Below are 25103 nucleotides of genomic sequence, written 5' to 3'. Positions count from 1 at the left end.
ATCCCGGAATCACTACCGCTGTCGTCGACATCTGTGTTGGCGCGCACCTCGAACTCGTCGTTCGCGGGCGTCGGAACACGTTCACGCATCCACGTAGCGCCTGTGTACGGGTGGCAAACGTTCGCGCTATCCCGATGCGCTGACCGATCTGCTCCTCACCGGCAGAAGCGCCCCGCTGCAAGGACCAAGAACCCTGGTCCGGCGCACCGCCTGCACCGCTCTGCCGATCCGTCGGCCGAGGTCATTCGGACGGGGCTCCCGAACGGTAGGCAAACCTGTGACGCGCCTCGCGCTGCCCCGTCGGACAACCTGCATGCCGGATCGGTGCCGTGCGCACATCCGGTAGCGCCCCGCGGCCTCCGGCGAGCGCGCCCGGAACGCCGTCCACTCGAGCCGGGCGCGCTCGCGCCCTCCTCCCTTACTTGCCCGAGGTGCCGCCCGAACCCGAGCTAGTGCCGGTGCAGTGGATTTTTAACGAGGACATTTCGTCGAAAAATCCCATCTTTTTGCTGACATCGGCAACGCGCTGGCCGGGCTTGAAGGTCGACACCGGGTCGCGGAAGTTTTCGTTGTCGTAGATCGTGAGCGTCGTCTTGGGCCCGGTTTCGATGCTGCTGATCTTGCCCTTCCAGTCGATGCCGAATGGGCCGACCATGTTCGGCATGTCGATCGGCCCCGACAAGGTCAAGGTGTCCCCGGTGAAGTTCGGGTCGTCGTGCAGCTTGGCCCAGCAGCCGCTCTTCATCCACTGTTCCTGCGCCGGGGAAACGAGGGGAATGAGCAGGAAAGTGACCGCCTGTCCGGTAGAGGATTTTCCGCCGGCCGCGGACTGGCCGGCGGCCCCGGACGCCGTGCTGGTGCCTTTGGCGGAGGCGCCGGTCGCGCTCTGGTGGCCGCCCTGCCCCGCTGCGGAACCCGCTGTGCTCTGGGCGTTCGCCATCCCTGGCAACAGGGCGAACGCAAGGGTGCAGATGCCAATGCTTCTGCACAGGGACGAACTGATGGCATGCATGCTGGTCTCCTCGATCGATTGGTTAGCGGTCAAGAATGGACATTCGGTGCGCTCCCGAGTTCACCCCCCGGCCAACATTGGCAACGCGGGTCAAAGCGGAGTGCAGTGCATGCCGCGCCGGGAATGCGGGCGCCCGTGCCCGTTGGCGTGCTGGAAAGGCGCTGCGCGACATCGGGCTCAGGGACCGTTTGCAGGAATTTTGCACACCGCTATCGTGTCGCCTCCCGGAGACGCCGGTGCTAAGCTTTTGACACCCAAGCGCCGGGAGGAAGGCATGCCTGTTCATGGTTGGAAACTGGCCGTCGTCGGCGTCGCTCGCACGCGCCGGGGCCACAGCGCGGCTCGACCTGCCTGGCATACCTCGACGCCCGGACTGCGGCGATCGAGCCCAAGGCGCGGCCCTGGCGATGCCAGCCCTCGCAGTTTCCATCGGCGCGTTTCGCGCATGCAGAGCCGGTCGCGTACCCAACTCGAGCTTGACCGCGCAAGGCGCTTCCTGCGCGGCTCCCGGGACCGATTCCCCAACCTCCAGACGCCCCAGGGGCGCACATCGACATGAACCAGACCGTAGGTGATTTCTTTGTCGAACGCCTCTACGATTGGGGCGTCCGCACGATTTTCGGCTACCCCGGCGACGGCATCAACGGGGTGCTCGGCTCTCTCCAGCGCTCGAAGCGCAAGATCGACTTCATCCAGGCGCGCCACGAGGAAATGGCGGCCTTCATGGCCTCGGCCTACGCCAAGTTCACGGGAGGGCTCGGGGTCTGCCTGTCGACGGGCGGACCCGGCGCCTCCCACCTGGTCACCGGGCTCTACGACGCCAGGTGCGACCACGTTCCCGTGCTGGCCATTACCGGCCAGGCGCCCCGCACCGCGCGCGGTGCCCACTATACCCAGGAACTGAACCTGGAGCGCATCTTCCAGGATGTGGCCGACTACGTCTACGAGGCCTCCGCCCCGTCCCAGGTACGCCACCTGGTCGACCGCGGGATACGCACGGCCCTGGGACGCAACGGCGTCAGCGTGCTGATCCTGCCGGGCGACCTGCAAGACCTGCCTTACGAGGACCCGCCCCACAAGCACGGTTCGGTCATGTCCGGCATCGGCTACACCAGGCCAAGCGTGGTGCCCCATGAAGCCACTTTGCGGCAGGCAGCCGAAGTGCTCGACGCCGGCAGCAAGGTGGCGATCCTGGTCGGCGCCGGCGCCCTCCATGCTACCGACGAGGTGATCGCCGTGGCCGACCGGCTGCAGGCCGGGGCTGCCAAGGCCCTGCTCGGCAAGGCTGCCCTGCCCGACAACCTGCCCTGGGTCACCGGTTCGATCGGCATCCTCGGCACCAAGGCCAGCTGGGAGCTGATGAGCCACTGCGACACGCTGCTGATGATCGGCAGCGGCTTCCCTTACGCCGAATTCCTGCCCGCGGAGGGCAAGGCGCGCGCGGTGCAGATCGATATCGACCCCTCGATGCTGAGCATCCGCTACCCGGCCGAAGTCAACCTGCATGGCGACAGTGCCGAGACGCTGCGCATGCTGCTGCCGCTGCTGCGGCAAAAGTCCGACACCAGCTGGCGCGCCCAGGTGGAGAAGGAAGTCGCCGATTCCTGGAGCACCCTGGAACACCGGGCGCTGCAGCCGGCGCACCCGCTCAATCCCCAGCGCGTGGCCTGGGAACTGTCGCCGCTGCTGCCGCCCGACGCCATCGTCACCAGCGATTCCGGCTCCTGCGCCAACTGGTACGCGCGCGACCTGCGGGTCCAGCGCGGCCAGATGTACTCGCTCTCCGGCGGCCTGGCCTCGATGGGCGCGGCAGTGCCGTACGCGATCGCCGCCAAGGTGGCGCACCCCGGCCGGCCCGTGATCGCCATGGTGGGCGACGGCGCCATGCAGATGAATAACATGGCCGAGCTGATCACCGTGTCGAAATACTGGGAGCGCTGGGAGGACCCGCGCTGGATCGTCTGCGTGTTCAACAACGGCGACCTGAACCAGGTGACCTGGGAGCAGCGCGTGATGGAGGGAAACCCGAAGTTCGAGGCGACCCAGCAAATCCCCGACGTCCCCTACCACCTGTTTGCCGGCCTGATCGGCTTGAAGGGCTTGTATTGCGACAACCCGGACATGGTGCGCGATACCTGGCGCGAAGCGCTGGCCGCGGACCGTCCGGTGGTCATCGAGTTCAAGACCGACCCCGAGGTGCCGCCCCTGCCCTCGCATATCACCTTCGAGCAGGCCAGGAGCTTCATGAGCACCATCATCAAGGGCGACCCGCAGGAGGGCTCGATGCTGGCCGGTGCGGCGCGCCAGATCCTCAGCAACATCCTGCCCGGGGAAAAGCGGTGAACCCGGCGGCGCAGGCAGGCTCGCGCCCGGCGGCGCGCCTGCTCGGCGCGGCCTCGCTGGCGCTGCCGCTGGCGGGGTTGCTGGCCGTCCGGCCAGCCGGCAACGGCAGTTTGCGCCCACCGGCCCGCTGCAGGCCGGCGCCTGGCACGGCGCACGCCGCTCAGGTGGGCGCTCGGGTCGGCACTCAGGTAGCCAATCGGCAACCGGCCGGACAGCTCTACCTGTCCTCGGCAATGCTGGCCGCCTCGGTATTGAGCGACAGCGCGCTCGAGCACTACCGCGGCGGGTTTTCCAATCCGGGCATGTTCGCGCCGCTGGCCAGCGCTGCGCTGGCGCTGACCTGGGCGCTGCGCGGCGCCGGCCGGCCCGGGCGTCCGGCGCCGGCGCTGCCGTTCGCGGCGGCCTGCGCGACCGGAGCGGCGGGCCTGGGCTTCCACACTTATAACGTCCTGCGCCGTCCCGGCGGGCTGTCCTGGGCCAACCTGTTCTATGCCGCGCCGCTGGGCGCGCCGGCGGCGCTGGCGCTGGCCGGCCTGTTCGGGCTCGGGGCGCGCGCGGCCGCACGCGGGGCGCCGACGCTGGCGCGCCTGCCCAGCGGCCAGGCCCTGTGCGCGCTGGCGGCGGCCGGCCCGGCCGGCACCAGCATGGAGGCCGCCCTGCTGCATTTTCGCGGTGCGTACCACAATCCGGCAATGTGGCTGCCGGTGACGCTGCCACCGCTGGGCGCGGCCCTGCTGGCGGCCAGCGCCGTGCGCGCGCCATCGCGGCCGCAAGGCCTGGCCCGGAGCTGGCTGTCGGCCTGCGCCTGGCTGGGCGTCGCCGGAGTCGCGCTGCATGCGCGCGGCGTGGCGCGCCAGATGGGCGGCTGGCACAACTGGAGCCAGAACCTGCTGAGCGGTCCGCCGCTGCCGGCCCCGCCCAGCTTTTCCGCGCTGGCGCTGGCCGGGCGCGCGGCGCTGGCACTACGCGCCCGCGATGCGCCGCTGGAGGCCGCGGCATGAAGCCGGAGCCGCCGCGCTACCCCGGCTACGACGTGCTGGCCAAATGGAACAGCCCGTCCTACGACGATACCACGCGCGCGGTGCTGGCGCGGCGCCTTGCCGCGCTGCCGCCGCGCCGCTTCCTCGACGAGGCCGAGTGGGCGCTGCTCGAAGCGGTCAACCGGCGCCTGCTGCCGCAGCCGGAACGGGCCGAGCCGGTCCCGATCACGCCCTGGATCGACGCCATGCTGCACGAGGACCGCGGCGAAGGCTATCGCCACCCGGACCGGCCGCCGCTGCGCCAGGCCTGGCGCCTGGGCCTGGCCGCGCTCGCGGACGAGGCGCGCTGCCGCCATGGCCAGGATTTCGTCGCGCTGCCCGCTGCCGCCCAGGATCAGGTCCTGCAAGCGCTGGCCGAAGACCATGGCCAGTCCGGGCAGTGGCAGGCGCTGCGCGCGCAGCACTTCTTCGTCCACCTGCTGCTCAAGACGGCGGCCGGCATTTATTATGCCCACCCGGCGGCCTGGAGCGAGATCGGCTTCGGCGGCCCGGCCAGTCCGCGCGGCTACGTCCGCCTCGGCTTCGATGGCCGCGATCCCTGGGAGGCGAGCGAGGCGCCATGAGCGGGCAGGAGCAACGTATCCCGCGCACCGGCGGCGGGCGCGCACCCGACGTGTTCCGGCGCGGCGGCTGGGTGCCGATGCGCGAGTACCCCGACCACGAGGCGGTCGACTTCGCCGTCGTCGGCGCCGGCGCGGGCGGCGCCACGCTGGCCTGCAAGCTGGCCGAGGCCGGCTTTTCCGTGGTCGTACTCGAGGCGGGGCCATTCTGGCGGCCGCTCGAGGACTTCGCCTCCGACGAGGAAGCCCAGCACGACCTGTATTGGCTGGAGGAGCGCCTGAGCAGCGGCGCCGACCCGCTCGCCCTCGGCGGCAACAACTCCGGCTGGGGCGTCGGCGGCTCGACGGTGCACTTCAGCATGATCTCGCTGCGTTTCCGGCCCGCGTGGTTCCGCGCGCGCAGCCAGCTCGGCTACGGCTTCGACTGGCCGATCGACTATGCCGAACTGGCGCCCTATTACGAGGAAGCCGAGCGCGCCTTGGCGATCGCGGGGCCGCTGCGCTATCCCTGGGGTCCGCCGCATCGGCGCTACCCCTACCGCGAACACGAAATGAACGCTGCCGGGCTGGTGCTGGCGCGCGGCGCCGAGCGCATGGGCGTCGCCTGGTCGGCCGTGCCGCTGGCGACGGTGTCCGCGCCGCGCGGGCCGTCCCCGCCTTGCGTGTACCGGGGCTTCTGCAACTTCGGCTGTTCGACCAATGCCAAGCAGAGCGCCCTGGTGGTCTGGATCCCGCGCGCGCTGCGTGCCGGCGCCGAGGTACGCGACCTGGCCATGGCCGGGCGCATCGAACTCGACGCGCGCGGCCTGGCGCGCGGCGTGCATTACCGGCGCGTCGGCCACTGGCGCTTCCAGCAGGCCCGCAACGTGGTGGTGGCCGGCTACGCGATCGAGACCCCGCGCTTGCTGCTCAATTCGGCCTGCCCCGCCTTCCCGCAGGGCCTGGCCAACAGCTCCGGGCTGGTCGGCACCCATCTCACCACCCACGCCGGTCCCGGGGTCTGGGCCCGCTTCGACGAAGCCATCCGCTGGAACAAGGGGCCGCCCAACATGGCCGTTTGCGAGCACTGGAATTATGCCGACGAAGGCAAGGATTTCAGCGGCGGCTACGCCTTCATGAGCCAGGGCCCGCTGCCGCGCGCCTGGGCCCAGCTGGTGACGACCTCGCGCGGCCTGTGGGGGATGGCCTTGCGCCGGGAAATGCTCGACTACAACCACATGAGCGGCCTGGTCGCCGTAGCCGAAACCGAACCGCGCCCATGCAACCGGGTGACGCTGGCCCAGGAACGCGACCGCCACGGCCTACCGGTGGCCCACGTCGAGTTCTCGTATTCCGACAACGACCGCCGCATGCAGGCCCATGCGACCCGCTTCATGGGCCGGATGCTGGAAGCGGCCGGCGGGCACGGCGTGTGGACCAGCGACGACACCAGCCACATCCTCGGCACCTGCCGGATGGGCGCCAGCCCGGAGGCTAGTGTAGTGAATGCCGACGGCCGCAGCTGGGACGTGCGCAACCTCTGGATCTGCGATGGCTCGCTGTTTCCGACCTGCGGCGGCGTCAACCCCTCGCTCACGATCCAGGCGCTGGCGTGCCGGATGGGGGCACGCATCCGCGCGCTGGCCGCGCGCGCAGAGCTGTAACGCGGAACTCGACCGAGCGGGAGGACGGCATGACCAAGATCGCCAGCATCTTCGACCTGGAAACGCTGGCCCGCAAGCGCCTGCCCGCGGTGCTCTTCGACTACATCCACGGCGGCAGCGAACAGCAGCTGACCGTGCAGCGCAACCTGGACGACATGCGGGCGCTGGCGCTGCGCCAGCACAGCCTGCGCAACGTGGCCAGCCGTCACACCGCGGCGACCATGGCGGGCGACGCGGCGCGCATTCCGCTGGCCATCGGGCCGACTGGCCTGGCCGGCCTGGCCTGGCCCAACGGCGAATGCGAGGCGGCGCGCGCCGCGGCCGCTTTCGGCGTTCCCTACTGCCTGTCGACCTGCTCCATCAATTCGATCGAAGACGTGCACGCGGCAACCGGCAAGCCGTTCTGGTTCCAGCTCTACCTGATGAAGGACAGGAAAGTCAACGAAAGCCTGATACGGCGCGCTGACGACGCCGGCTGTTCGGCGCTGGTGCTGACGATCGACCTGCACGTGCAGGGAAAACGCTGGGCCGACGAAAAGGACGGGCTGGCAGTGCCGCCCCGCCTCACTCCCAGGAACGTGCTCGACATGCTGGGCCACCCGCGCTGGCTGGCCAGCATGGCGGGCAGCAAGCGCCACAACTTCGGCAACCTCGAACACGAGATCGCGGCCGGCAAATCGGTCGGCTCGCTGTCGAAATGGATCGCGCAGCAGTTCGATCCGACCTTCGATGCCGATACGGTGCGCCGTGTGCGCGCGCAATGGCCCCGCAAGCTGATCCTCAAGGGCGTGATGCATCCGGACGATGCGCGCACCGCCGTCGAGGTCGGGGCCGACGCCATCATCGTCTCCAACCATGGCGGGCGCCAGCTCGACAGTGCACCATCCTCGATCTCGGTGCTGCCGGCCATCGCCGACGCCGTCGGCGGGCGCACCGAAGTGCTGTTCGACGGCGGCATCCGCACCGGGGGCGACATCGTCAAGGCCATCGGACTGGGCGCTTCGGCCTGCCTGAGCGGGCGCGCCTGCCTGTACGGGCTGGCTGCGAGGGGATTCGACGGCGTGCTGTGCGCACTCGAGCTGTTCGAGCAGGAGCTGCACGACTGCATGATGCTGGCGGGCCTGGACAGCCTGGACGGCATTCCCCCCGGCGTCGTCACCGCCCAGCCGCCGCTGGGACGCGCGCAATGATCCCGTTCATGTTCGCCAGCGGCGTCGAGAACAGCGCGCCCACCATCGGCCACGGCCGCATTCGGCGCGACCAGATGGAGGAATGCGGCCACTACCGCTACTTCCGCACCGACTTCGACCTGGCCCTGCGCCTGGGCATCCGCACCCTGCGCTATGGCGTGCCGCTGTACCGCTGCTGGCCCGGCCCGGGGCGCTACGACTGGGACTTCGCCGACCTGGCCTTCGGCGAACTGCGCCGCCTCGGCATCGAGCCGATCGCCGACCTCTGCCATTTCGCAGTGCCGGACTGGATCGGCAGCTTCCAGAACCCGGACTTTCCTTCCCTGTTCGCCGGATATGCGGGTGCTTTTGCGCAGCGCTATCCCTGGATCCGGCTGTACACGCCGGTCAACGAAATGTACGTCTGTGCCCGCTTCTCCGCCCTGTACGGCCTGTGGAACGAGCAGCAGGCGAGCGATCGCGGCTACGTCCGCGCCCTGGTCAACCTGGTCAAGGCAAACGTGCTGGCCATGCACGCGATCCTGGCGCTGCGTCCCGGCGCTCTGTTCGTTCAGAGCGAATCGAGCGAATACTTCCATGCCAGCACGCCGGGCACGGTGGCGGACGCTGAGGCCCGCAACCTGCGCCGTTTCCTCTCGCTCGACCTGAACTACGGCCGGCCGCTCGAGCCCGCGCTGCGCGCCTATGCCCTCGACAACGGCATGACGGAGGACGAACGCCGCTTCTTCGAGGAGCACGCCGTCCTGGAACATTGCATCATGGGCAGCGACTACTACCGCTCCAACGAGCACCACGTCGATGCCGACGGCAGCCTGCAACCGGCCGACGAACTGCTGGGCTTTGCCGTGATCGCGCGCCAGTACGTGGAGCGCTACGGCCTGCCCCTGATGCACACCGAAACCAACCGCGACCAGGGTGCGGCGGGCGACGAAGCCTGCGTCTGGCTGCGCCGGCAATGGTCGCTCCTGCGCAGCCTGATGGAAAGCGGGGTGCGCGCCGTGGGCTTCACCTGGTATTCATTGAGCGACCAGGTCGACTGGGACATCGAGTTGCGCGAACTGCGCGGCGTGGTCAATCCGCGCGGGCTGTTCGACCTGGAACGCACGATCCGTCCTGTCGGCCACGAATATGCGCGCCTGATCGCGAGCTGGACGGGCTGGGCCGGGTCCGGCCCCGACCCCGCCGCGGGCGGCGCACAGGCGCCACCCGGCTGAGCCGGCGTCAGCGCCCGCCCAGGCGCGGGGCCAGCGTGGCCGGCTGCTGCCAGGGCGCGCGCTGCTCGGTGCGGCTCGCGTAATCGGCGCCGGCCAGGCCGAACAGCAAGGCCAGCGTGATCACCCCGGCGAGCGCCGCCAGCCTCTGCAAGGCATGGGCCCGGCGCAGGCGCATGAACACCAGTGCCACCAGCAGGGCCTTGACCAGCGCGATGCCGAGGTTGAGGGCGCTGTTGATCCAGCCCAGCGCGAGCCAGGCGCTGGCGGCGCTGGCCGCCAGCAGGAGCAGCAAGGCCAGCCAGGTGAGGATCAGGGGACGGGCGCGGCGCTGCATGCTAGGCTCCCGCGCGCCCGACCAGGTACAGCAGCGGGTACAGGAAGATCCAGACGATGTCGACGAAATGCCAATACAGCCCGACCAGCTCGACCGACGCCGGGTCCGGCGCGGGCGGCCCCGGGTGGCGCAACCCGAACGCGAGCCAGAGGCAGGCCAGGATGCCGGCCGTCAGGTGCAAGGCGTGCAGCGCGGTCGTCATGAAGTAGAGGACGAAGAACAGTTCGATGCCGGTCGCATGCTGGACCAGGCCGCCGTGCTCGGGCCGGAATCCGGCGCCGGGGAACAGGTGTTCGCCGAACTCGGCATGGTATTCCCATCCCTTGATGGCGAGGAAGGCCAGTCCAAGCGCGGTGGTCGCCGCCAGCAGCAGGGCTGCGCGCCGGCGCCGGCCATCGGTCGCCGCCTGGCCCGCCAGCGCCATCAGGAGGCTGCTGGTGAGCAGCACGGCCGTGTTGACGGTCCCGAGCAGGAAGTCGGTATGGCGGCTGCCCGCCGCGCAGGCCTGCGGGTAACGCAGGCGCAGGTAGAGGTAGGCGAACAGCAGCGGGCCGAAGAACAGCAACTCGCTGGCGATGAAGACCCACATGCCGAAGGCGCCGGCGAACTGCTGCTGTTCCCGGGTCGAAAACTGCGGCGCCGGCAGCGCCGCCACCCTGTGAACGGACTGGCTCATGGGGTGTAGGCGTAGGGGCCGCGCGTGACGACCGGCGGCTGCGTGAAGTTGTCGGGCGGCGGCGGCGAGGAGGTCTGCCATTCCAGCCCGGTGGCCTGCCAGGGGTTGGGCGGGGCCCGGCGGCCGTAGCGCAGCGACCAGGCCAGGTAGCCGAGCGGCAGCAGGTAGCCCACCGCCAGCGTCACCGCTCCCGCCGACGACAGCACGTGCAGCAGCTGGAATTCTTCCGGATAGCTGTGGTAGCGGCGCGGCATGCCGGCATAGCCGAGCAGGTATTGCGGGAAGAAGGTCAGGTTGAAGCCGGCGAAGATCACCACCGCGGCCAGCCGGCCCCAGGCCTCGGAATACATCCGCCCGCTGATCTTCGGCCACCAGAAATGGATGCCGCCCAGGTAGGCCATCACCGACCCGCCGACCATGATGTAGTGAAAGTGGGCGACGACGAAATAGGTGTCCGACAGGTGCACGTCCAGCGCCAGCGCCGCCAGGAACAGCCCGGTCAGCCCGCCGATCGTGAACAGGCCGACGAAGCCCAGCGTGTAGAGCATGGGCGCTTCGAAGGTAATGCGCCCCTTGTAGAGCGTCGCGGTCCAGTTGAACACCTTGATCGCCGACGGCACCGCGACCATGAAGGACAGCAGCGAAAACACCAGCCCGGCATACACCGACTGGCCGCTGACGAACATGTGGTGGCCCCACACCAGGAAGCCGATCACTGCAATCGCCAGGATCGCATAGGCCATGAAACGGTAGCCGAACACGGGCCGGCGCGCGAAACAGGGGATGATCTCGCTGGCCACGCCCATCGCCGGCAACACCATGATATACACCGCCGGGTGCGAATAGAACCAGAACAGGTGCTGGAACAACAAGGGGTCGCCGCCGAGGGCGGGGTCGAAAATGCCGACCTGGAACAGGCGCTCGACGGCGACCAGCACCAGGGTCATGGCCAGCACCGGCGTGGCCAGCACCAGGATCAGCGCGGTGGCGTAGTTCGCCCACACGAACAGCGGCAGCCGGAACCAGCCCATGCCTGGAGCGCGCATGGTGTGCACGGTGACGATGAAATTCAGTCCGGTCAGGATCGACGAAAAGCCGAGCACCAGCACCCCGGCCAGTGCCAGCACCACGTGCGAGTTCGAGAACATGGTCGAGAACGGGGTATAGAAGGTCCAGCCGGTGTCGACCCCGCCGGCCAGCAGCGCCCACAGGACGATGGCGCCGCCCAGCAAGTAGAGATACCAGCTGGCCAGGTTCAGGCGCGGGAAGGCCAGGTCGCGCGCCCCGATCATCATCGGCATCAGGAAGTTGCCGAGCACCGAAGGAATCGACGGGATCAGGAACAGCCACACCATGATCACGCCGTGGGCCGTGAACAGCTTGTTGTAGGTGTCGGCGCTGACCAGGTCGCCCTGGGGGGTCGCCAGTTCCAGGCGGATCAGGGCCGCGGCCAGGCCGCCGAGGAAGAAGAACAGGGTGATCGACACCGCGTACAGCAGGGCAATGCGCTTGTGGTCGCGCGTGCCGAGCCAGGAGCGCAGGCTGTGGCCCGCGCCCAGGTAGCTGGTCGGGGCCGCCACGCCCTCCTCTGCCAGGCTAAGGTCGCTCTGTGGGCTCGTCATGTCCGCTCTCCCTGATGTATTCGATGATCGCCAGCAGTTCCTCTTCGTCGACCTGGCCCGCGAACGAAGGCATGATCGGCGCATAGCCGGCCACGACATCCTTGCGCGGCAACAGGATCGAGTCGCGCACGTAGGCTTCGTCGGCCGTCAGCTCGCGCCCGTCCTGCAGGTGCACGCGCCGCCCGAGCAGGTTGGTGAGGTCGGGCGCATGCACGCTCGATCCGGCCGCATGGCAACCGGCACACCCGAAGCGCCGGAACAGCGCAAAGCCACGCTCCGCCATCCCCGGCTGGCGCGGCCCCGAAGTCAGCCAGCGGGCAAATTGCGCCGGCGACTGCACCACGATGCGGCCGGTCATCATGGCGTGGGCGGTGCCGCAGAATTCGGCGCAGAACAGGTGGTACTCCCCGGCCCGGCTCGGGGTAAACGCGATCGCCGAGTAGCGGCCCGGCACCACGTCCTGCTTGATGCGAAAGGCCGGCACGAAGAAGCTGTGGATGACGTCCTGCGAGGTCAGCACCAGGCGCACGGGCCGCCCCAGCGGCAAGTGCAGCTCGCCGACCTCGCGCCGCCCGCCGCGGTGCTCGGCCTTCCACATCCATTGTTTCGCCACCACAAACACCGTCGTGTCCGCGGGGCCGGAGCGATACAGGGCCAGGTAGTCGACCGCACCCCAGGCATACACGCCGATGAACAGCAGCAGCGGGATCAGGGTCCAGGCCAGTTCGAGGCCGAAGTCGGTGGCATGGGCGCCGCTGCGGTCGGCGTTCGAGCCGGCCCGGTAGCGCACGCAAAAAACGACCATCAGCAACAGCACCGCCAGCGCCACCGCACCGCACAGCAGCAGCATGAACAATGCCAGGCTGTCCAGGCGCGCAGCCGAGGCGGCCCCGTCGGCCGGCAGGAGGTGAAAGCCAGGGCTCATCCGACTTCCTTGCGCGCGCGCCGGCGCCATATCCAGCCGCCCAGCCCGAACGCGGCCAGCAGCGCGCCCGCGCGCACCGCCGCCAGCGCCGCCGCGCCGTGGACGCCGACAGCGGGATCATAGTGCGCGCACAGCAACAGCAGTCGCTCGCCGGCCGCGAACGGCTGCGCCTGGCCGGCGCCGGCGGCCAGTACGGCCGCGCGCAGCGCGGCCGGCTCGAAGCGCACTCCTGGAAAGAAGCGGGCGATGCGTCCGTCGGCACCGGCCACCACGAAACCGGCGGCATGCGCGAGCTCGCCGCCGGCCGGATCGGGCGTCGCGCGGTAGCCCAGCGCCGCCTCGACGCGGGCCAGCGTGGCGGCGTCCGCCGTCAGCAGGCGCAGGTCGCCGGCGCCGCCCGGCAGCAGGGACGCATAGGCGCCATGCCTGGCCCTGGCCGCGGCCGCGCCGTCGCGCGGGTCGACCGAGATGCCGGCCAGGCGGTAACTGCCGGCGGGCAGGCCGCTCAAGGCCAGGGCCTGCAGCACGCCTTCGAACACGGTGCTGCACAGATTCGGACAGGTGTAGTAGCCCGGCACGAGCACCACCGGCGCGCGCCCGAACAGGCTGCCAAGCCGGAGCGCCGCGCCTTGTTCGTCGCGCAGCACGGCCTCGAACGGCAGGCGCGTCCCGATCACGGGCGCAAAACGTGCCGCCGGCGGGGCCGGCAAATGCAGGGGCTGCGCGGCTGCCGGCCACCGGCACAACGCCAGCCAGAGCAGCGTCCATGCTGCCAGCATCGCAGGGCGCGCCGTCCTCACCGCCGGCTCCCCTGGGCCGCCGCGCGGCCCGGTTGCGCCGCCATCAGCCGCATTGCCTCCTCGAGCGGGATATGGGCCAGGCCGGCGTCGCGGTCGACCCAGCCCCAGCTGCCGAGGCGCCTTTCCTTTTCGGCGAAATAGGCGGCCCGTTCCGGCTGCGGGGCGCCCTGCAGGCGTGGCGCCGGGATGACTGCCGGCCTCCCCGTATTGCCGGCAGGGCCGAGCGCGCGCACCAGCATCCACGAGCCGCCCAGCGCAAACACGATGCCGGCCAGGATCGCCAGGGCGCCGCGCCGGATGGCGCGCACGTGGATGCCGCGGTCTTCGCGCTGCGCCTCCTGCTCGGCGAGCTTCTCGTCTTGCGGCTCAGGCATGGGCTTTCCTCCTCGCCAGGCCGGCGGGCCGCAACAGCATCCAGGCCGGAGCCGCCAGCCCGAAGGCGACCAGCGGTGCCAGCCACAGCCAATGGCGCGTCATGCCCTGCACCGAGGGCAGGACCAGCCACCAGCAGTCGAGCACGTGCGCCGCCAGCAGCCCCGCGGCCAACGCCCCGAGCAGGCGCGGGGCCTGCTTGGCCTGGCGCGACAGCAGGATCGCGACCGGCACGGCGCCGTGCACGGCCAGCAGCGTCCAGGCGACCGCCTGCCACCCGGGGGCGCTGCGCTGCAGGTACCAGCCGATCTCGCGCGGCAGGTCCGCGGCCCAGATGATCAGGAACTGCACGTAAGCCAGGTAGGCCCAGGTCATCACGTACATCAGCAGCAAGTTGCCGAGGTCCGGCAGCCGGGCGCGCGCCGCGCCACGGTCGATCAGCAGCAGCGCCAGCGCCATCCCGGACAGCATCTGCCCGGTGCCGGTCAGCCAGCCGAATACGCTCGAGTACCAGGACGGCTGCAGCGACATGATCCAGTCCACCGAGGCCAGGCCGACCGAAAACCCATACGCCAGCAGGCAGGCGGCGGCGCGCGCCGCCGAGCGGGCGGAAGCGCGGGTCTCGATCCATGCGAGCAGGCTCCAGAGCAGCAGGTAGGCGAGGCTGCGCAGCGTGAAAAAGACCGGATCCAGCCACCAGCGGCGAAAGGCGGTGGCCGGCTCGACGCCGGATGCGCCGCTCCAGGGATACAACAGGTGCAGGCCCGCCAGGACCGGCAGGAACAGCAGGCAGGCCAGCGGCAGCCAGCGCGCCGCGCGCAGCAGCGGCGCCCTGATCGTGTCGCCCCAGGCACCGCCCGTCAATTGGTGCAGCCAGACGTTGGCCAGGCCGCCCAGCAGGGTGCCCGCCACGAACCACCAGGCGGCCAGGTAGCAGGCCAGCAGCGCGCGCGGATCGAGCAGCCAGCCGGCGCCGGCCAAAACCAGGACCAGAAGAAGAACAGAGAGCGGGACAGCGCTCGCGCGTGCCGGCACGTAGATCTTCATGGCGCGCCTCCCGGACCGGCGCGGCCGCCCTGCCCGTCCAGGTGGGCGCGCTGGTCCGCCGCCAGGCGCGCCGCCTCGACGTTCTGGCTCAGCTGCAGGGCGCGGATGAAGGCGACGATGGCCCAGCGGTCGGGCGGTTCGACGCGATCGCCATACGGCACCATCACCCCGTAGCCGCGGCTGATCACGTCGTACAGGTGGCGGTCCGGCGCGGCGCGCAGGCGCGCCTGGTGGAAGGTCGGCGGCGCCGGAAACCCGCGCCGCACCACCAGGCCGTCGCCGTCGCCGAGCGGACTGTGGCAAGGCAGGCAGTAGATCATGTAGCGCTCCCTGCCGCGTTGCAGCAGGCGCAGGTCGACCGGGTACGGGATCGCCGGCGCGTCCTCGGCCGCGATGTCGGCCGCCACCGCGGCGGCGCCGGTGCGCCCGCCCGAACTGTCGGCGAAGGCGCCGCGCGCGCGCGGCTGGGTGCCCTGGGGCGGCGGACGCGCGGAAGCGCCGTCTTCCCACAGCGTGCTCGCGGCGAAGGTCTTGTAGCGCGGCTGGTCGTACATGTCCTGCTTGGCGCGTTCGCAGCCGCCCAGCAGGCACAGGGCCAGCATCCATGTTGCGCGGCGCATCATGACGGCACCTCGCGCAGCAGCAGCGGCTGCAGCTCCTCGAGCAGCGCGCGCGCCGGTCCGGGCGCGAACACGGGGTCGCGCGCGGGCAGGCACAGGAAGAAGCGGTTGCGGCTGGCCAGCTCGAATTCGTCGATTTCGAACAGCGGGTGGTACAGCTGCGGCAGCCCGTTCTGCAGCAGCATCACCAGCACGGCCGCCAGCGCGGCGCCGAGGATGGTCAGTTCGAAGGTGGCCGGGATGAAAGCCGGCCAGCTGTGCAGGGGCCGCCCGCCGACGTTGATCGGATAGTCGACCACGGCCGCATACCACTGCAGGAAGTACGCGCCGGCGCCGCCGGCCAGCCCGCCCAGCAGCGTCGCCGGCGCCACCCAGTTGCGGTCCATGCCGAGCACCTCGTCGAGCCCGTCGACGGCGAAGGGCGAATAGGCCTCGGCCCGGGTATAGCCGTGCGCGCGCACATGGCGGGCGGCGGCGCACAGGCTCTCGGCGCTGGGAAACTCGGCCAGCAGGCCATACAGGGCCGCGCTCATGCCTGCCCCTTTGCACTGTCGCGCACCAGTTCGCGCATCTCGGCCATCGAGATCAGCGGCAGGAAGCGCACGAACAGCAGGAACAGCCAGACGAACAGCGCGATCGAGCCGAACAGCGTGATCCAGTCCCAGCGCGTCGGGTAGAACATGCCCCAGCTCGAGGGCAGGAAGTCGCGGTGCAGCGAGGACACCACGATCAGGAAGCGCTCCATCCACATGCCGGCGTTGATCACCAGGCTGAGCAGGAACAGGGCCAGCGCGCTGCCGCGCATGCGCCGCCACCAGAGCAGCTGGGGCAGCAGGATATTACATGTCAGCATGCTCCAGTACACCGGCGCATACGGCCCGGTCCAGCGGTTGAGGGTCATGTAGATTTCATAGCGGTCACCGCTGTAGAACGCCGTGAAGATCTCGGCCAGGTAGCCGTAGGCAACCAGCCAGCTCGTTGCCAGCAGCACCTTGGCGGCATTCGCCAGGTGGCGCCTGGTGATGAAATCCTGCAGCCCGAAGGCCGCGCGCAGCGGGATGGCCAGGGTCAGCACCATGGCAAAGCCCGAAAACAGTGCCCCGGCCACGAAATACGGCGGGAAGATCGTCGAGTGGTAGCCCGGCGTGTTGCCGACCGCGAAATCGAGCGAGACGATCGTATGCACCGACACCACCAGCGGCGTCGCCAGCCCGGCCAGCAGCAGGTAGGCGCTCTGATAGCGCGCCCAGTGGCGCGCCTCGCCGCGCCAGCCCAGTGCCAGCAATCCGTACGCGACCTGGGCCGCGCGCTGGCCGCGCCGCCCGGCGCGGTCGCGCAAGGTGCCGAGATCCGGGATCAGGCCGACGTACCAGAACAGCAGCGACACCAGCAGGTAGGTGGCGATCGCAAAGAAATCCCACACCAGGGGGCTGCGCCACTGGGGCCACACGTTCATCACGTTCGGATAGGGCACCAGCCAGTAGAAGAACCAGGGGCGTCCCAGGTGCAGGATCGGAAAAATGCCGGCAATACTCGCGGCAAACAGCGTCATCGCCTCGGCGAAGCGGTTGATCGAGGTACGCCAGCGCTGCCGCAGCAAGAGCAGGACGGCCGAGATGAAGGTCCCGGCGTGCCCGATCCCGATCCACCAGACAAAGTTGCCGATCGCAAAACCCCATGCAACCGGGATGTCCACGCCCCAGATCCCGATGCCCTTTACCAGCAGCCAGACGACGGCGCCGAGCAGCATGGTCACGCCGGCACTGGCGCAAAGAAAGGCGGTCCACCATTTCCAGCCGAACTGGCCGGACAGCACGATGCCTGCGATCTTGTCGCTGACGTCGGCATAGCCCCAGCCGGCGCGCAGCACCGCACTGTCGCGCGAGCGCGGCGCATCGGCGTCGGCGCGGGTGACAGGCGATGGCGCGCTCATTCCAGCTCCCGGTCGGGATTGAAGACGCGGGCGGTGTAACTGGTGCGCGGGCGCGTGTTGAGCTCTTCGAGCAGGACGTAGTCGAGCGGCGCCGCCTTGGCCGCGACGACGTCGCTGCCCGGGTCGTTCAGGTCGCCGAAATGGATGGCAGTCGTCGGGCAGGCGGCCTGGCAGGCGGTCACCATCTCGCCGTCGGCAATCGGGCGCCTGTCCTTTTCGGCGTCGATGCGGGCCCGGGTGATGCGCTGCAGGCAGTAAGTGCACTTTTCCATGACGCCGCGGCGGCGCACCGTCACTTCCGGGTTCTGCTGCGCCTTGAGGCTTTCTACCGTCTGGTTCGAATACTGCAAGAAATTAAAGCGGCGCACCTTGTACGGACAGTTGTTCGAGCAGAAACGGGTGCCGATGCAGCGGTTGTACACCTGCACGTTCAGGCCTTCGCTGTCGTGCACGGCCGCGCCCACCGGACAGACCTCCTCGCAGGGCGCGTGTTCGCAATGCATGCAGGGGACCGGCTGGAACAAGGTGCGGCTGCCCTCCCGGTAGCGGTCGACCCGGATCCAGTGCATGCTGCGCCCGCGCATGACCTCCTCCTTGCCCACCACCGGGATGTTGTTCTCGGCCTGGCAGGCCACGGTGCAGGCGGCGCACCCGATGCAGACGTTCAGGTCGATCACCATGCCCCATTTGTAGTCCGGGTAGCGGTACTCCGGATACAGCGAGCGCGGCGCATGCGGCTCGCTCGGCTGCGGGCGGCCGGCAGCGGGACCGCCGGCATCGACCACCTCGACCGGATCGCGCCCGTGCATGTCGACTTCGCGCTGGCGCAGGGCGAAACTGTGGCGGCGCCCGCCGGCGGCCAGTTCGAGCGCCGCCGGGGCGCGCATGGCCGCGCGGGTGCGCAAGCGGTACGCATCGAAACCGACCCCATTACCGACCGCCCCGGCGCCGGTGCGGCCGTAGCCGAGCGGCAGCGTGACCACGCCCTCGGCCTGCTCCTCTACTACCAGCACGGGGGCCAGCAAGGTGCGCCCCTCGACGCGCAGGCGCGCGACGTCGCCGTCGGCGAGGCCGGCACGGGCCGCGCTGGCCGGTCCGATGAGTGCGGCGTTGTCCCAGGTGAGCGAGGTCAAGGGGCGCGGCAGCTCCTGCAGCCAGGCGTTATTGCTGAACTCCCCCGCGTCGACCGCCGGGTCGGGGGCGAACAGCGCGACCAGTGGCGGCGCTGCCGGGGCCGGCCGCGCCGGCAGCGGCACCGGGCGCACGTCCACCGCGGGCGCGGCGCTTCCCGCCACCAGGCCGGCGCGCAAGGCTTCGCGCCAGAAGCCTTCGAATTGCAGGCCGGGTTCCGCTCCGCGCGCCGCCTGCCAGGTCGAACGGACCTGCACATGGCCGTCGCGGCTGCCCGCCCCGAGCACGGACGCCAGCAGCGCATGCGCGGAACGGCCGCCATACAAGGGCGCGATCACCGGCTGGACGATACTGGCCGTGCCGTCGGGCGCGCGCGCATCGCTCCATGCTTCATAGCAGTGCGCCAGCGGCAAGTGCCAGCTTGATCGGCGTCCCGTCTCGTCGCGGTACAGGCCCAGGTGCGCGCTGAGCGGCACCCGGCGCAGGGCGGCCGCGAAGTCGAGTTCGGGTGGCGCGGTGTAGACCGGGTTGGTGTCGAGCATCAGCAGCATGTCGACCCGCCCTGCATGCATGTCGGCGGCCAGCCCGGCAATGGCGTCGGCGTGGCCGGGCGCGCTGCGTGCCACCGGCTCGATGTAGGCGAGCGCGCCGTCCTGCGCACCGAGGCGCTGGTTGAGGAGATGGACCAGGGCCCGGCTGGCCGGGCGCAGGCTGGTCCCGGCCACCACCAGATGACGGCCGCGCGCGCCGGCTAGCGCATTCGCCACTGCCGCTTCCCAGCGCGCCGCGGCGCTGTCGGGCGCCGCCCCGGCCGCCGGCGCGGCCCCGAGCAGGCCCGCGATGCGCCACAGGGCCGCCTCGATCTCGTGCGGGGCCCGGGCCAGCCGCTCGTCGGCATAGGCGCCGGTGATGGTCGGGCTCGCTTCCATTGCATACAGCCGGTTGCCGTGCACATGGGCGCCGAGGCGGCGCGGCGCCGTGAAGCTTCGCGCATGGGCCAGGCTCCCCGGCATGGTGCCGAACAGGTCGGCGTCCAGGGTCAGCAGCACCGCCGCTTGCCCGGGCCGGTACAGGGTATCGAGCGGGCGCCCGAAGGCCAGTACCGAGGCCTCGGCCGCGCCATCGTCGTGCAGCGGATCCCAGGCATGCCAGCGCGCGTTCGGGTAGCGCGCCTGCAGCGCGGCGATCTGGGCCGCGAGCGTGGGCGAGGTCAGCGCGCCGGTGAGCAGGTGCAGCCCGGCTCCGCCGTCGCGCGCGAAACGCGGCCGGTGCGCCTCGAGCGCCGCCTCGAAGGCCGCCCAGGTCGACAACTCGGCGCCCTGCTGGACGGCCTGGGAGCGGTCCGGATCCCATAGCTGCAGCACCGACGCCTGGGCGAAGACGTCGGTGGCCCCGGCGCCGACCGGGTGCTCGGGATTGCCCTCGACCTTGGTCGGCCGGCCCATGTTGGTCTCGACCAGCACGCCGTGCGCATAACCGCGGCGCAGGAAAGCGGTCGCGTAGAACAGCGGCGTTCCGGGCACGCCCTGCTCGGGCATGCGCACATAAGGCACGATCTTTTCGGCCGGCGGCCCGCTGCAGCCGGCGCCGGCCAGCGCGGCCGATGCCGCCATGAGCTTCAGGAAGCGGCGCCGCGCCGGCTCGTCCTGCGCGGCGATGGGAATCACGGGATGGCGTCGGATGCTCATCGGTGGCAGGTAGAGCAATTGGTGAGCGCAGCCGCACTGCGCAGGCGGAGCAGGCGGCTCAGCTGGCGCACCTCGTCGGGCGTCAGCGGCCGTACCGGCTCCATGGCCAGCACCTTGTCCAGCGGCCGGACATGCCGCGGCGCATTGCGGTGGCAGCCCAGGCACCACTGCATCTCGAGCGAAGCGGTACGCCAGGTCAGGGGCATCTGGTCGACCCTGCCGTGGCACTCGACACAGGCGACGCCCTTGTTGACGTGGATGTCGTGCTCGAAATAGGCGAAATCCGGCAGGTCATGCACACGGGTCCAGCGGATCGGCCTGCCGGTGCGCGCGCTCTCGTGCAGCGGCGCCAGTGCCGGCGAGTCGAGGAACAGCTGCGAGTGGCAGCTGAGGCAAATCGAGGTCGACGGCATGCCGGCGAAGGCCGATTTCTCGACCGAGGTATGGCAATAGCGGCAGTCGATGCCGTCGTCGCCGACATGGTGCTTGTGGCTGAAGGCGATCGGCTGGGCGACCGGCTCGCGGATCCCGGGGTGCGGCGCCATGTTCCAGCGTCCGAGCGCGATGGCGGCCACGCCCAGTCCCAGCACTGCCAGCAGCACGAGCTTGACGACAAGAACGGCAGGACGCGAGAACGGTGCGGGCATCGCGTCGCTTCCTCGTCAGGCCAGGCGCCAGTCCGCCGGCTCGAGGTGAAAGGGCGACAGCAACTCGCAGCCGGTGCCGGTCACGGCGACCAGGTTGCAGTCGCGCGCACCACCCCAGGCGTCGAGGTAGGCCCCGGGCTCGATATTGAAAACCATGCCCTCCTCCAGCGGCGCGTCGTTCGCCGGGTGGATGCAAGGCGGCTCGGCATGGTCGATGGCGGTGAAGCCGACGCCATGGCCGGCCGGGTGCCGGAAGGCCTCGCCGTAACCGGCCCGTGCGAGCACCGAGCGCACGGCCCGGTCGACTTCGCTCGCGGGCACGCCCGGCCGTACCAGGTCGAGGGCGGCGGCGCGGGCTTCGGCCAGCAGGCGCCAGAGCGTGGCGAGGCGCTGGTCCGGCTCGCCGAAGGCATAGGTACGGGTCAGGTCGGTCCAGTAGCCGTCGGCATGGGCGTTACAGTGCAGCACGACAGGTTCGCCCCGTTCCAGCCGGCGCCGACCGGACGCCTGGAATGCCCCCCAGGCGCGCGCCGCATTCGGGCCGGACATACAGTAAAAGAAGGCGTCGGCCATGGCGACGCCGGGCGCGCTGCCGGCCTGCAAGCCGTAGGCATGGCGCAGCGACGCCGCCACCTGCTGCTCCGTGTCGCCGGCTGCCATGGCCGGCACCCCGTGTTCGTAGGCCCGGGCGGCCAGCAGGCAGGCCGCACGGATGCGGGCGCGCTCGTACGGGGTCGGGCAGGCGCGCAACGCGCGCAACAGGCCATCGGCCGACACCAGCCCGGCGTCGGGAAACGCCGCGCGCAGGAAGAGCGACAGCGCTTCGCCGTACAGGCGCAGCGACGCATAGGTGGCCGGCATGTGGCCGGGTCCGGTTTCGACGCCGACCCGCGCTCCCGGCCGCAGCACGGGACGCAGCACCGATTCCAGGACCAGGGTCAGTTCGCGCGGCACCGGTTCGATGCGTTCGAGCGAGCCGCTCGCAAACGTGCGCACCTCGTCGGCCCAGCCGCATGCAGCCATGGCAGCCGCTTCCTCGGGTACGACCAGCACGACGCGCGGCTCGGGCGTGACGAGCGCCACCGCGATTCCCGCAACCGGGCACCAGCCGCCCACCAGGAGCAGGTTCAGGTTGCGTGTGCAGACCAGCGCGTCCAGGCCGCGCTGCGTCATCGATTGCTGCAGCCGCGGCAGGCGGTGGGCGCGTCCTTCGTCAATCGGGTCCACCGTGCCATCTCCCCTCGCCAGCGTCCCGTTCCCGGGCGCGCGCCCCTCGCGGGGAGCGGCGTGATCGCAGCAGCGCCGCCAGCCCGGCCGCGAACAGCGCGCTGCCGACCAGGCCGCGGTGCAGCGAAAGCCACAATTGCGGGCTGGCGCAGTGAGCGCGGGCGTCGAAGCGTCCGCGTGCCCGGTAGGGCGACGGCACCGGGTGAAACAGGTTGTCCGGCCGGTCGGGCGCAATCGGCTCGTCCATGAACTGTTGCCCATAGGCGCGACGTGCCATGACGCGGTCGAGCAGGCCCGGCACCAGCTTGTTGGACATCACCGCCAGCACGGTCGGCAGCCCCACGCAGAGCTCGCGCCGCCGGTGCGTGGCGGCCCACACGATGGCCTGGGCGGCGACCTCCGGCTGGTAGAGTGTGCCGACGGGTTGAGGATGGCGCGCCACCTTGCTGCGGCACCATTCGAACTGCGGGGTATTCACACCCGGCAGCTCGACCATCGTGATGTGGATGGCGCTCTTGTCGTGGATCAGCTCACTGCGGATGGAGGCCAGGAAGCCGCGTAGCGCATGCTTGGCGCCGCAATAGGCCGACTGCAACGGGATCGAACGGTGGGCCAGCGCCGAGCCGACCTGCACGATCGCGCCGGCGTTGCGCTGGCGCATGCGTTTGAGCGCGCTCATGGTGCCGTAGACGCTGCCGAGGTAGGTCACATTCGTCACCCGCGCGAACTCTTCCGGGGTGATCTCCTGGATCGGCGCGAAAATGGTGGCCATCGCATTGTTGACCCAGACCGCGATCGGGCCCGCTTCGCTCTCGATGCGCTCTGCCGCCTGCTCGAGGGCCGCCGCATCGGCGACGTCGACCTCGATCGGCAGCGCGCGCGCGCCCCGCTGTTCGATTTCGGCGGCCGTATCGGCCAGGCGCGCGCCATCGCGCGCGAGCAGTACGACGCAGGCCGCGCCGGCCTCGGCAAAGGCGCGCGCTGCGGCGCGCCCGACACCGGCGTTCGCGCCGGTCACCACCACCACCCCGCCCTTCATGACAGCACTCCATCAGTACCGGTATCGGCCGCGGCCAGGCACTGCCCCGGCCGCGCACACAGCGTTTGCGCCGCGCGCGCCGCCCCCGCTCACCCGACCAATTTGACCGCGGTTTTCGCCACCAGTTCTCCCTGGTGCCGGGCGCCGTCGAGTTCGTTCTGGCTGGGCTGGCGCTCGCCCTGGCCGCCGGCAATGGTGCTGGCGCCGTAGGGGCTGGCGCCGGTGATTTCCGCCAGCGTCATCTGGCCGGCGAAGCTGTACGGCAGGCCGACGACGACCATGCCGAAGTGCAGCAGGTTGGTGATGATGGAGAACAGCGTCGTTTCCTGGCCGCCGTGCTGGGTAGCGGTCGAGGTGAAGGCGGCCCCGACCTTGCCGTGCAGGGCGCCGCGCGCCCACAGGCCGCCGGTCTGGTCGAGGAAGGCCGCCATTTGCGAAGGCATGCGGCCGTAGCGCGTGGGCGCGCCGATGATGATGGCATCGTAGCTCGGCAACTCGTCGACCGTGGCGATCGGGGCCGGCTGGTCGAGCTTGAAATGGCCCTTGCGCGCGATTTCCTCGGGCACCGTTTCCGGCACCCGCTTGACGACCACGTCGGCCCCGCCGGTGCGCACGCCCTCGGCCATGGCGTTCGCCACCTGTTCGATGTGGCCATAGGTGGAGTAATACAGAACCAGTACCTTCGCCATGCGATTCTCCTTCGGGTAGAAAGGCGATCACGATGCCGGCGACTGTCGGCAGTGCGCAGCCTGCCTGCGCGCGTCCCATGCTACTCCGATCCCGCAGCGCGGTCCGCCCGCTTGCATGCATGCTGCATAGACGGGCTACCTGTCTGGCGCCATGCTCAGCGTTCGCGCTTCTTGTCGACCGAGGCGATGATCTCGTCGTGCCGTTCGTGATCGGTCTTGTGCAGGTAGGCCGCGGTGGTGGCGATGTTCGCGTGCCCGGCCGTGTCCTGCAGCGTCTTCAGCTGGACGCCGTTGTTGGCGTGGTTGGTCAGCATGCTGTGGCGCAGCCAGTGCACGGAGGCGTGGCGCAGGCTGGCCGCGATGTCGGCCTCGCCCGCCTGCGCCGCGGCCGACGCCGCCTCCGCGAACACGCCCTTCAGCGCCTCCGCCGCAGCCTCGTCGGTCAGCCGCTTGATGCTGCGGCTCCGGCTCGACAGCACGAGCGGCATGCGGTCGGCACGGACGGTGTGGGGCGGCAAGCCGAAGGCTTCGCGGTAGGCGCGGAAGGCGGCCAGCATTTCCTCCGGCACCGGCAGGCGGCGCGGCTTGCTGCCCTTGCCGAGCACGTCGATCCACCAGCGCCCCTTGCCTTCGCTGTACATCGCGCCCATGTCGGCGCTGACGATTTCGTTCAGGCGCGCGCCGGTGTGCGCAAAGGCGATCAGCAGGAAACGGTCGCGCTCGCGCCGCCGCAGCGCGGCCGGCGAATCGGGCACGCGGCGCGCCACGGTCGCGACCGCCAGCGCGATCGCCTCAGGCGTCAGGTAGCGCGTGATGCGGCTGGCCAGCGGCGCGCGCACGTTGCGCACCAGCGCACCCGGGTTGCGCCGCAGGTAGCCGGTCTGTTCGGCGAAGGACAGCAGGCCCTTGACGGCGATCATCGCCTGGCGCCGGCTGGGGTCGGAGAGCGGTCCCGAGAACGGACGGTAGCGCGAGTCGCTGCGCGGCCATTTGGTCTTCGAGATCCAGTCCGGCGGCGGGTTGCGCAGGAAATCCTTATACGCATTCAGGTCGGCGACGTTGAGCTGGGCCAGGCTTTTTTTCGCCTCTTCCCGGCACCAGGTCAGGAAGCGGTAGAGTTCCTTCTGGCTGTTGGCGACCGATTTCGGACTCAGGTCGCCGTTGGCGATGAACTCGCGGGCGATCTCGACGTCGGTCTGGGCTTCCGTGATCGGATCGTCCGCCACCCGGAACATCTTGACGTCGATACGGGCGCTGGGCGCCCCGTCGCCATCGCCTGGCGCAGGCGGACTCAGATCGATCGGAAGGAATTTTGTCATGGCTGGCTTGCTGACTACTGTATGTTTGTACA

The 25103-nt window shown here is 70.2% G+C and carries 23 protein-coding genes; 6 read left to right on the top strand and 17 right to left on the bottom strand.

What is annotated here, in order from left to right; genetic code table 11:
- Positions 1–418: 418 nt before the first annotated feature.
- Entirely contained in the window at positions 419–1012 is a 594-nt protein-coding gene (locus ACFPAH_RS20135) for a beta/gamma crystallin domain-containing protein (protein ID WP_379748879.1), read from the bottom strand.
- Between the two features lie 555 nt (positions 1013–1567).
- Here ACFPAH_RS20135 and ACFPAH_RS20130 point away from each other — a divergent pair.
- The 6 genes from ACFPAH_RS20130 to ACFPAH_RS20105 all read left to right on the top strand — a co-directional run bounded on the left by ACFPAH_RS20130 (position 1568) and on the right by ACFPAH_RS20105 (position 9002).
- Positions 1568–3355, top strand: coding sequence for a thiamine pyrophosphate-requiring protein (locus ACFPAH_RS20130; RefSeq protein WP_379748877.1), 1788 nt, complete (start codon positions 1568–1570; stop codon positions 3353–3355).
- 233 nt (positions 3356–3588) lie between these two features.
- On the top strand, positions 3589–4356 hold the full coding sequence (locus ACFPAH_RS20125) for a hypothetical protein (protein ID WP_379749101.1): 768 nt from the start codon (positions 3589–3591) through the stop codon (positions 4354–4356).
- Positions 4353–4958 (top strand): gluconate 2-dehydrogenase subunit 3 family protein, encoded by a 606-nt coding sequence (locus ACFPAH_RS20120; RefSeq protein ID WP_379748875.1) that lies wholly within the window; start codon positions 4353–4355, stop codon positions 4956–4958. The genes ACFPAH_RS20125 and ACFPAH_RS20120 overlap by 4 nt, the downstream gene beginning before the upstream one ends.
- Positions 4955–6598 (top strand): GMC family oxidoreductase, encoded by a 1644-nt coding sequence (locus ACFPAH_RS20115; protein WP_379748873.1) that lies wholly within the window; start codon positions 4955–4957, stop codon positions 6596–6598. Before ACFPAH_RS20120 ends, ACFPAH_RS20115 begins: the two co-directional genes overlap by 4 nt.
- A 29-nt stretch (positions 6599–6627) precedes the next feature.
- The gene (locus tag ACFPAH_RS20110) at positions 6628–7788 is read left to right on the top strand and encodes an alpha-hydroxy acid oxidase (protein ID WP_379748871.1); all 1161 of its coding nucleotides are present in this window, start codon (positions 6628–6630) and stop codon (positions 7786–7788) included.
- A complete protein-coding gene (locus ACFPAH_RS20105; protein WP_379748869.1) occupies positions 7785–9002 on the top strand; it encodes a family 1 glycosylhydrolase in 1218 nt (405 codons plus the stop codon). The genes ACFPAH_RS20110 and ACFPAH_RS20105 overlap by 4 nt, the downstream gene beginning before the upstream one ends.
- A gap of 7 nt (positions 9003–9009) precedes the next feature.
- Here the strand turns inward: ACFPAH_RS20105 and ACFPAH_RS20100 are convergent, their stop codons facing one another.
- The 16 genes from ACFPAH_RS20100 to ACFPAH_RS20025 all read right to left on the bottom strand — a co-directional run bounded on the left by ACFPAH_RS20100 (position 9010) and on the right by ACFPAH_RS20025 (position 25071).
- The gene (locus tag ACFPAH_RS20100) at positions 9010–9336 is read right to left on the bottom strand and encodes a cytochrome C oxidase subunit IV family protein (protein WP_379748867.1); all 327 of its coding nucleotides are present in this window, start codon (positions 9334–9336) and stop codon (positions 9010–9012) included.
- Between the two features lies 1 nt (position 9337).
- Entirely contained in the window at positions 9338–10012 is a 675-nt protein-coding gene (locus ACFPAH_RS20095) for a cytochrome c oxidase subunit 3 (RefSeq protein WP_379748865.1), read from the bottom strand.
- Positions 10009–11634, bottom strand: coding sequence for a cytochrome c oxidase subunit I (gene ctaD, locus ACFPAH_RS20090; RefSeq protein WP_379748863.1), 1626 nt, complete (start codon positions 11632–11634; stop codon positions 10009–10011). Before ctaD ends, ACFPAH_RS20095 begins: the two co-directional genes overlap by 4 nt.
- A complete protein-coding gene (coxB, locus tag ACFPAH_RS20085; RefSeq protein ID WP_379748861.1) occupies positions 11609–12559 on the bottom strand; it encodes a cytochrome c oxidase subunit II in 951 nt (316 codons plus the stop codon). Before coxB ends, ctaD begins: the two co-directional genes overlap by 26 nt.
- Positions 12556–13338, bottom strand: a complete 783-nt coding sequence (locus tag ACFPAH_RS20080) for an SCO family protein (protein ID WP_379748859.1) — start codon at positions 13336–13338, stop codon at positions 12556–12558. The genes coxB and ACFPAH_RS20080 overlap by 4 nt, the downstream gene beginning before the upstream one ends.
- Positions 13339–13355: 17 nt before the next feature.
- Complete coding sequence (locus ACFPAH_RS20075) at positions 13356–13733, bottom strand: hypothetical protein (RefSeq protein ID WP_379748857.1); 378 nt, start codon at positions 13731–13733, stop codon at positions 13356–13358.
- Positions 13726–14778, bottom strand: coding sequence for a hypothetical protein (locus ACFPAH_RS20070; protein WP_379748855.1), 1053 nt, complete (start codon positions 14776–14778; stop codon positions 13726–13728). Before ACFPAH_RS20070 ends, ACFPAH_RS20075 begins: the two co-directional genes overlap by 8 nt.
- A complete protein-coding gene (locus ACFPAH_RS20065; protein WP_379748853.1) occupies positions 14775–15401 on the bottom strand; it encodes a c-type cytochrome in 627 nt (208 codons plus the stop codon). The genes ACFPAH_RS20070 and ACFPAH_RS20065 overlap by 4 nt, the downstream gene beginning before the upstream one ends.
- Positions 15398–15931 (bottom strand): DUF3341 domain-containing protein, encoded by a 534-nt coding sequence (locus tag ACFPAH_RS20060; RefSeq protein ID WP_379748851.1) that lies wholly within the window; start codon positions 15929–15931, stop codon positions 15398–15400. Before ACFPAH_RS20060 ends, ACFPAH_RS20065 begins: the two co-directional genes overlap by 4 nt.
- A complete protein-coding gene (gene nrfD, locus ACFPAH_RS20055) occupies positions 15928–17331 on the bottom strand; it encodes an NrfD/PsrC family molybdoenzyme membrane anchor subunit (RefSeq protein WP_379748849.1) in 1404 nt (467 codons plus the stop codon). Before nrfD ends, ACFPAH_RS20060 begins: the two co-directional genes overlap by 4 nt.
- Positions 17328–20150, bottom strand: coding sequence for a 4Fe-4S dicluster domain-containing protein (locus tag ACFPAH_RS20050; protein WP_379748847.1), 2823 nt, complete (start codon positions 20148–20150; stop codon positions 17328–17330). Before ACFPAH_RS20050 ends, nrfD begins: the two co-directional genes overlap by 4 nt.
- Positions 20147–20797 (bottom strand): cytochrome c3 family protein, encoded by a 651-nt coding sequence (locus ACFPAH_RS20045; RefSeq protein ID WP_379748845.1) that lies wholly within the window; start codon positions 20795–20797, stop codon positions 20147–20149. Before ACFPAH_RS20045 ends, ACFPAH_RS20050 begins: the two co-directional genes overlap by 4 nt.
- Before the next feature lie 15 nt (positions 20798–20812).
- Positions 20813–22024, bottom strand: a complete 1212-nt coding sequence (locus tag ACFPAH_RS20040; RefSeq protein ID WP_379748843.1) for a M24 family metallopeptidase — start codon at positions 22022–22024, stop codon at positions 20813–20815.
- The gene (locus tag ACFPAH_RS20035; protein ID WP_379748841.1) at positions 22011–23063 is read right to left on the bottom strand and encodes an SDR family oxidoreductase; all 1053 of its coding nucleotides are present in this window, start codon (positions 23061–23063) and stop codon (positions 22011–22013) included. The genes ACFPAH_RS20040 and ACFPAH_RS20035 overlap by 14 nt, the downstream gene beginning before the upstream one ends.
- Positions 23064–23152: 89 nt before the next feature.
- Positions 23153–23752, bottom strand: a complete 600-nt coding sequence (gene wrbA, locus ACFPAH_RS20030; RefSeq protein WP_379748840.1) for an NAD(P)H:quinone oxidoreductase — start codon at positions 23750–23752, stop codon at positions 23153–23155.
- Between the two features lie 155 nt (positions 23753–23907).
- Positions 23908–25071, bottom strand: coding sequence for a tyrosine-type recombinase/integrase (locus ACFPAH_RS20025; protein ID WP_379748838.1), 1164 nt, complete (start codon positions 25069–25071; stop codon positions 23908–23910).
- Positions 25072–25103: the final 32 nt, after the last annotated feature.

Origin of the sequence: Massilia sp. GCM10023247 (assembly GCF_042653325.1) — a bacterium.
GTDB lineage: Bacteria > Pseudomonadota > Gammaproteobacteria > Burkholderiales > Burkholderiaceae_D > Telluria.
This window is presented reverse-complemented; position numbering and strand designations above follow the sequence as displayed.

Bases quoted from the DNA above. Each gene is read 5' to 3' on its own strand.
- ACFPAH_RS20065 (WP_379748853.1), bottom strand. From the start codon at position 15,401: ATGATGCGCCGCGCAACATGGATGCTGGCCCTGTGCCTGCTGGGCGGC.
- ACFPAH_RS20105 (WP_379748869.1), top strand. From the start codon at position 7,785: ATGATCCCGTTCATGTTCGCCAGCGGCGTCGAGAACAGCGCGCCCACC.
- ACFPAH_RS20045 (WP_379748845.1), bottom strand. From the start codon at position 20,797: ATGCCCGCACCGTTCTCGCGTCCTGCCGTTCTTGTCGTCAAGCTCGTG.
- ACFPAH_RS20115 (WP_379748873.1), top strand. From the start codon at position 4,955: ATGAGCGGGCAGGAGCAACGTATCCCGCGCACCGGCGGCGGGCGCGCA.
- ACFPAH_RS20120 (WP_379748875.1), top strand. From the start codon at position 4,353: ATGAAGCCGGAGCCGCCGCGCTACCCCGGCTACGACGTGCTGGCCAAA.
- ACFPAH_RS20130 (WP_379748877.1), top strand. From the start codon at position 1,568: ATGAACCAGACCGTAGGTGATTTCTTTGTCGAACGCCTCTACGATTGG.
- ACFPAH_RS20070 (WP_379748855.1), bottom strand. From the start codon at position 14,778: ATGAAGATCTACGTGCCGGCACGCGCGAGCGCTGTCCCGCTCTCTGTT.
- ACFPAH_RS20080 (WP_379748859.1), bottom strand. From the start codon at position 13,338: ATGCTGGCAGCATGGACGCTGCTCTGGCTGGCGTTGTGCCGGTGGCCG.
- ACFPAH_RS20095 (WP_379748865.1), bottom strand. From the start codon at position 10,012: ATGAGCCAGTCCGTTCACAGGGTGGCGGCGCTGCCGGCGCCGCAGTTT.
- ACFPAH_RS20100 (WP_379748867.1), bottom strand. From the start codon at position 9,336: ATGCAGCGCCGCGCCCGTCCCCTGATCCTCACCTGGCTGGCCTTGCTG.
- ACFPAH_RS20135 (WP_379748879.1), bottom strand. From the start codon at position 1,012: ATGCATGCCATCAGTTCGTCCCTGTGCAGAAGCATTGGCATCTGCACC.
- ACFPAH_RS20110 (WP_379748871.1), top strand. From the start codon at position 6,628: ATGACCAAGATCGCCAGCATCTTCGACCTGGAAACGCTGGCCCGCAAG.
- nrfD (WP_379748849.1), bottom strand. From the start codon at position 17,331: ATGAGCGCGCCATCGCCTGTCACCCGCGCCGACGCCGATGCGCCGCGC.
- wrbA (WP_379748840.1), bottom strand. From the start codon at position 23,752: ATGGCGAAGGTACTGGTTCTGTATTACTCCACCTATGGCCACATCGAA.
- ACFPAH_RS20035 (WP_379748841.1), bottom strand. From the start codon at position 23,063: ATGAAGGGCGGGGTGGTGGTGGTGACCGGCGCGAACGCCGGTGTCGGG.
- ACFPAH_RS20050 (WP_379748847.1), bottom strand. From the start codon at position 20,150: ATGAGCATCCGACGCCATCCCGTGATTCCCATCGCCGCGCAGGACGAG.
- coxB (WP_379748861.1), bottom strand. From the start codon at position 12,559: ATGAGCCCTGGCTTTCACCTCCTGCCGGCCGACGGGGCCGCCTCGGCT.
- ACFPAH_RS20060 (WP_379748851.1), bottom strand. From the start codon at position 15,931: ATGAGCGCGGCCCTGTATGGCCTGCTGGCCGAGTTTCCCAGCGCCGAG.
- ctaD (WP_379748863.1), bottom strand. From the start codon at position 11,634: ATGACGAGCCCACAGAGCGACCTTAGCCTGGCAGAGGAGGGCGTGGCG.
- ACFPAH_RS20125 (WP_379749101.1), top strand. From the start codon at position 3,589: ATGCTGGCCGCCTCGGTATTGAGCGACAGCGCGCTCGAGCACTACCGC.
- ACFPAH_RS20075 (WP_379748857.1), bottom strand. From the start codon at position 13,733: ATGCCTGAGCCGCAAGACGAGAAGCTCGCCGAGCAGGAGGCGCAGCGC.
- ACFPAH_RS20025 (WP_379748838.1), bottom strand. From the start codon at position 25,071: ATGACAAAATTCCTTCCGATCGATCTGAGTCCGCCTGCGCCAGGCGAT.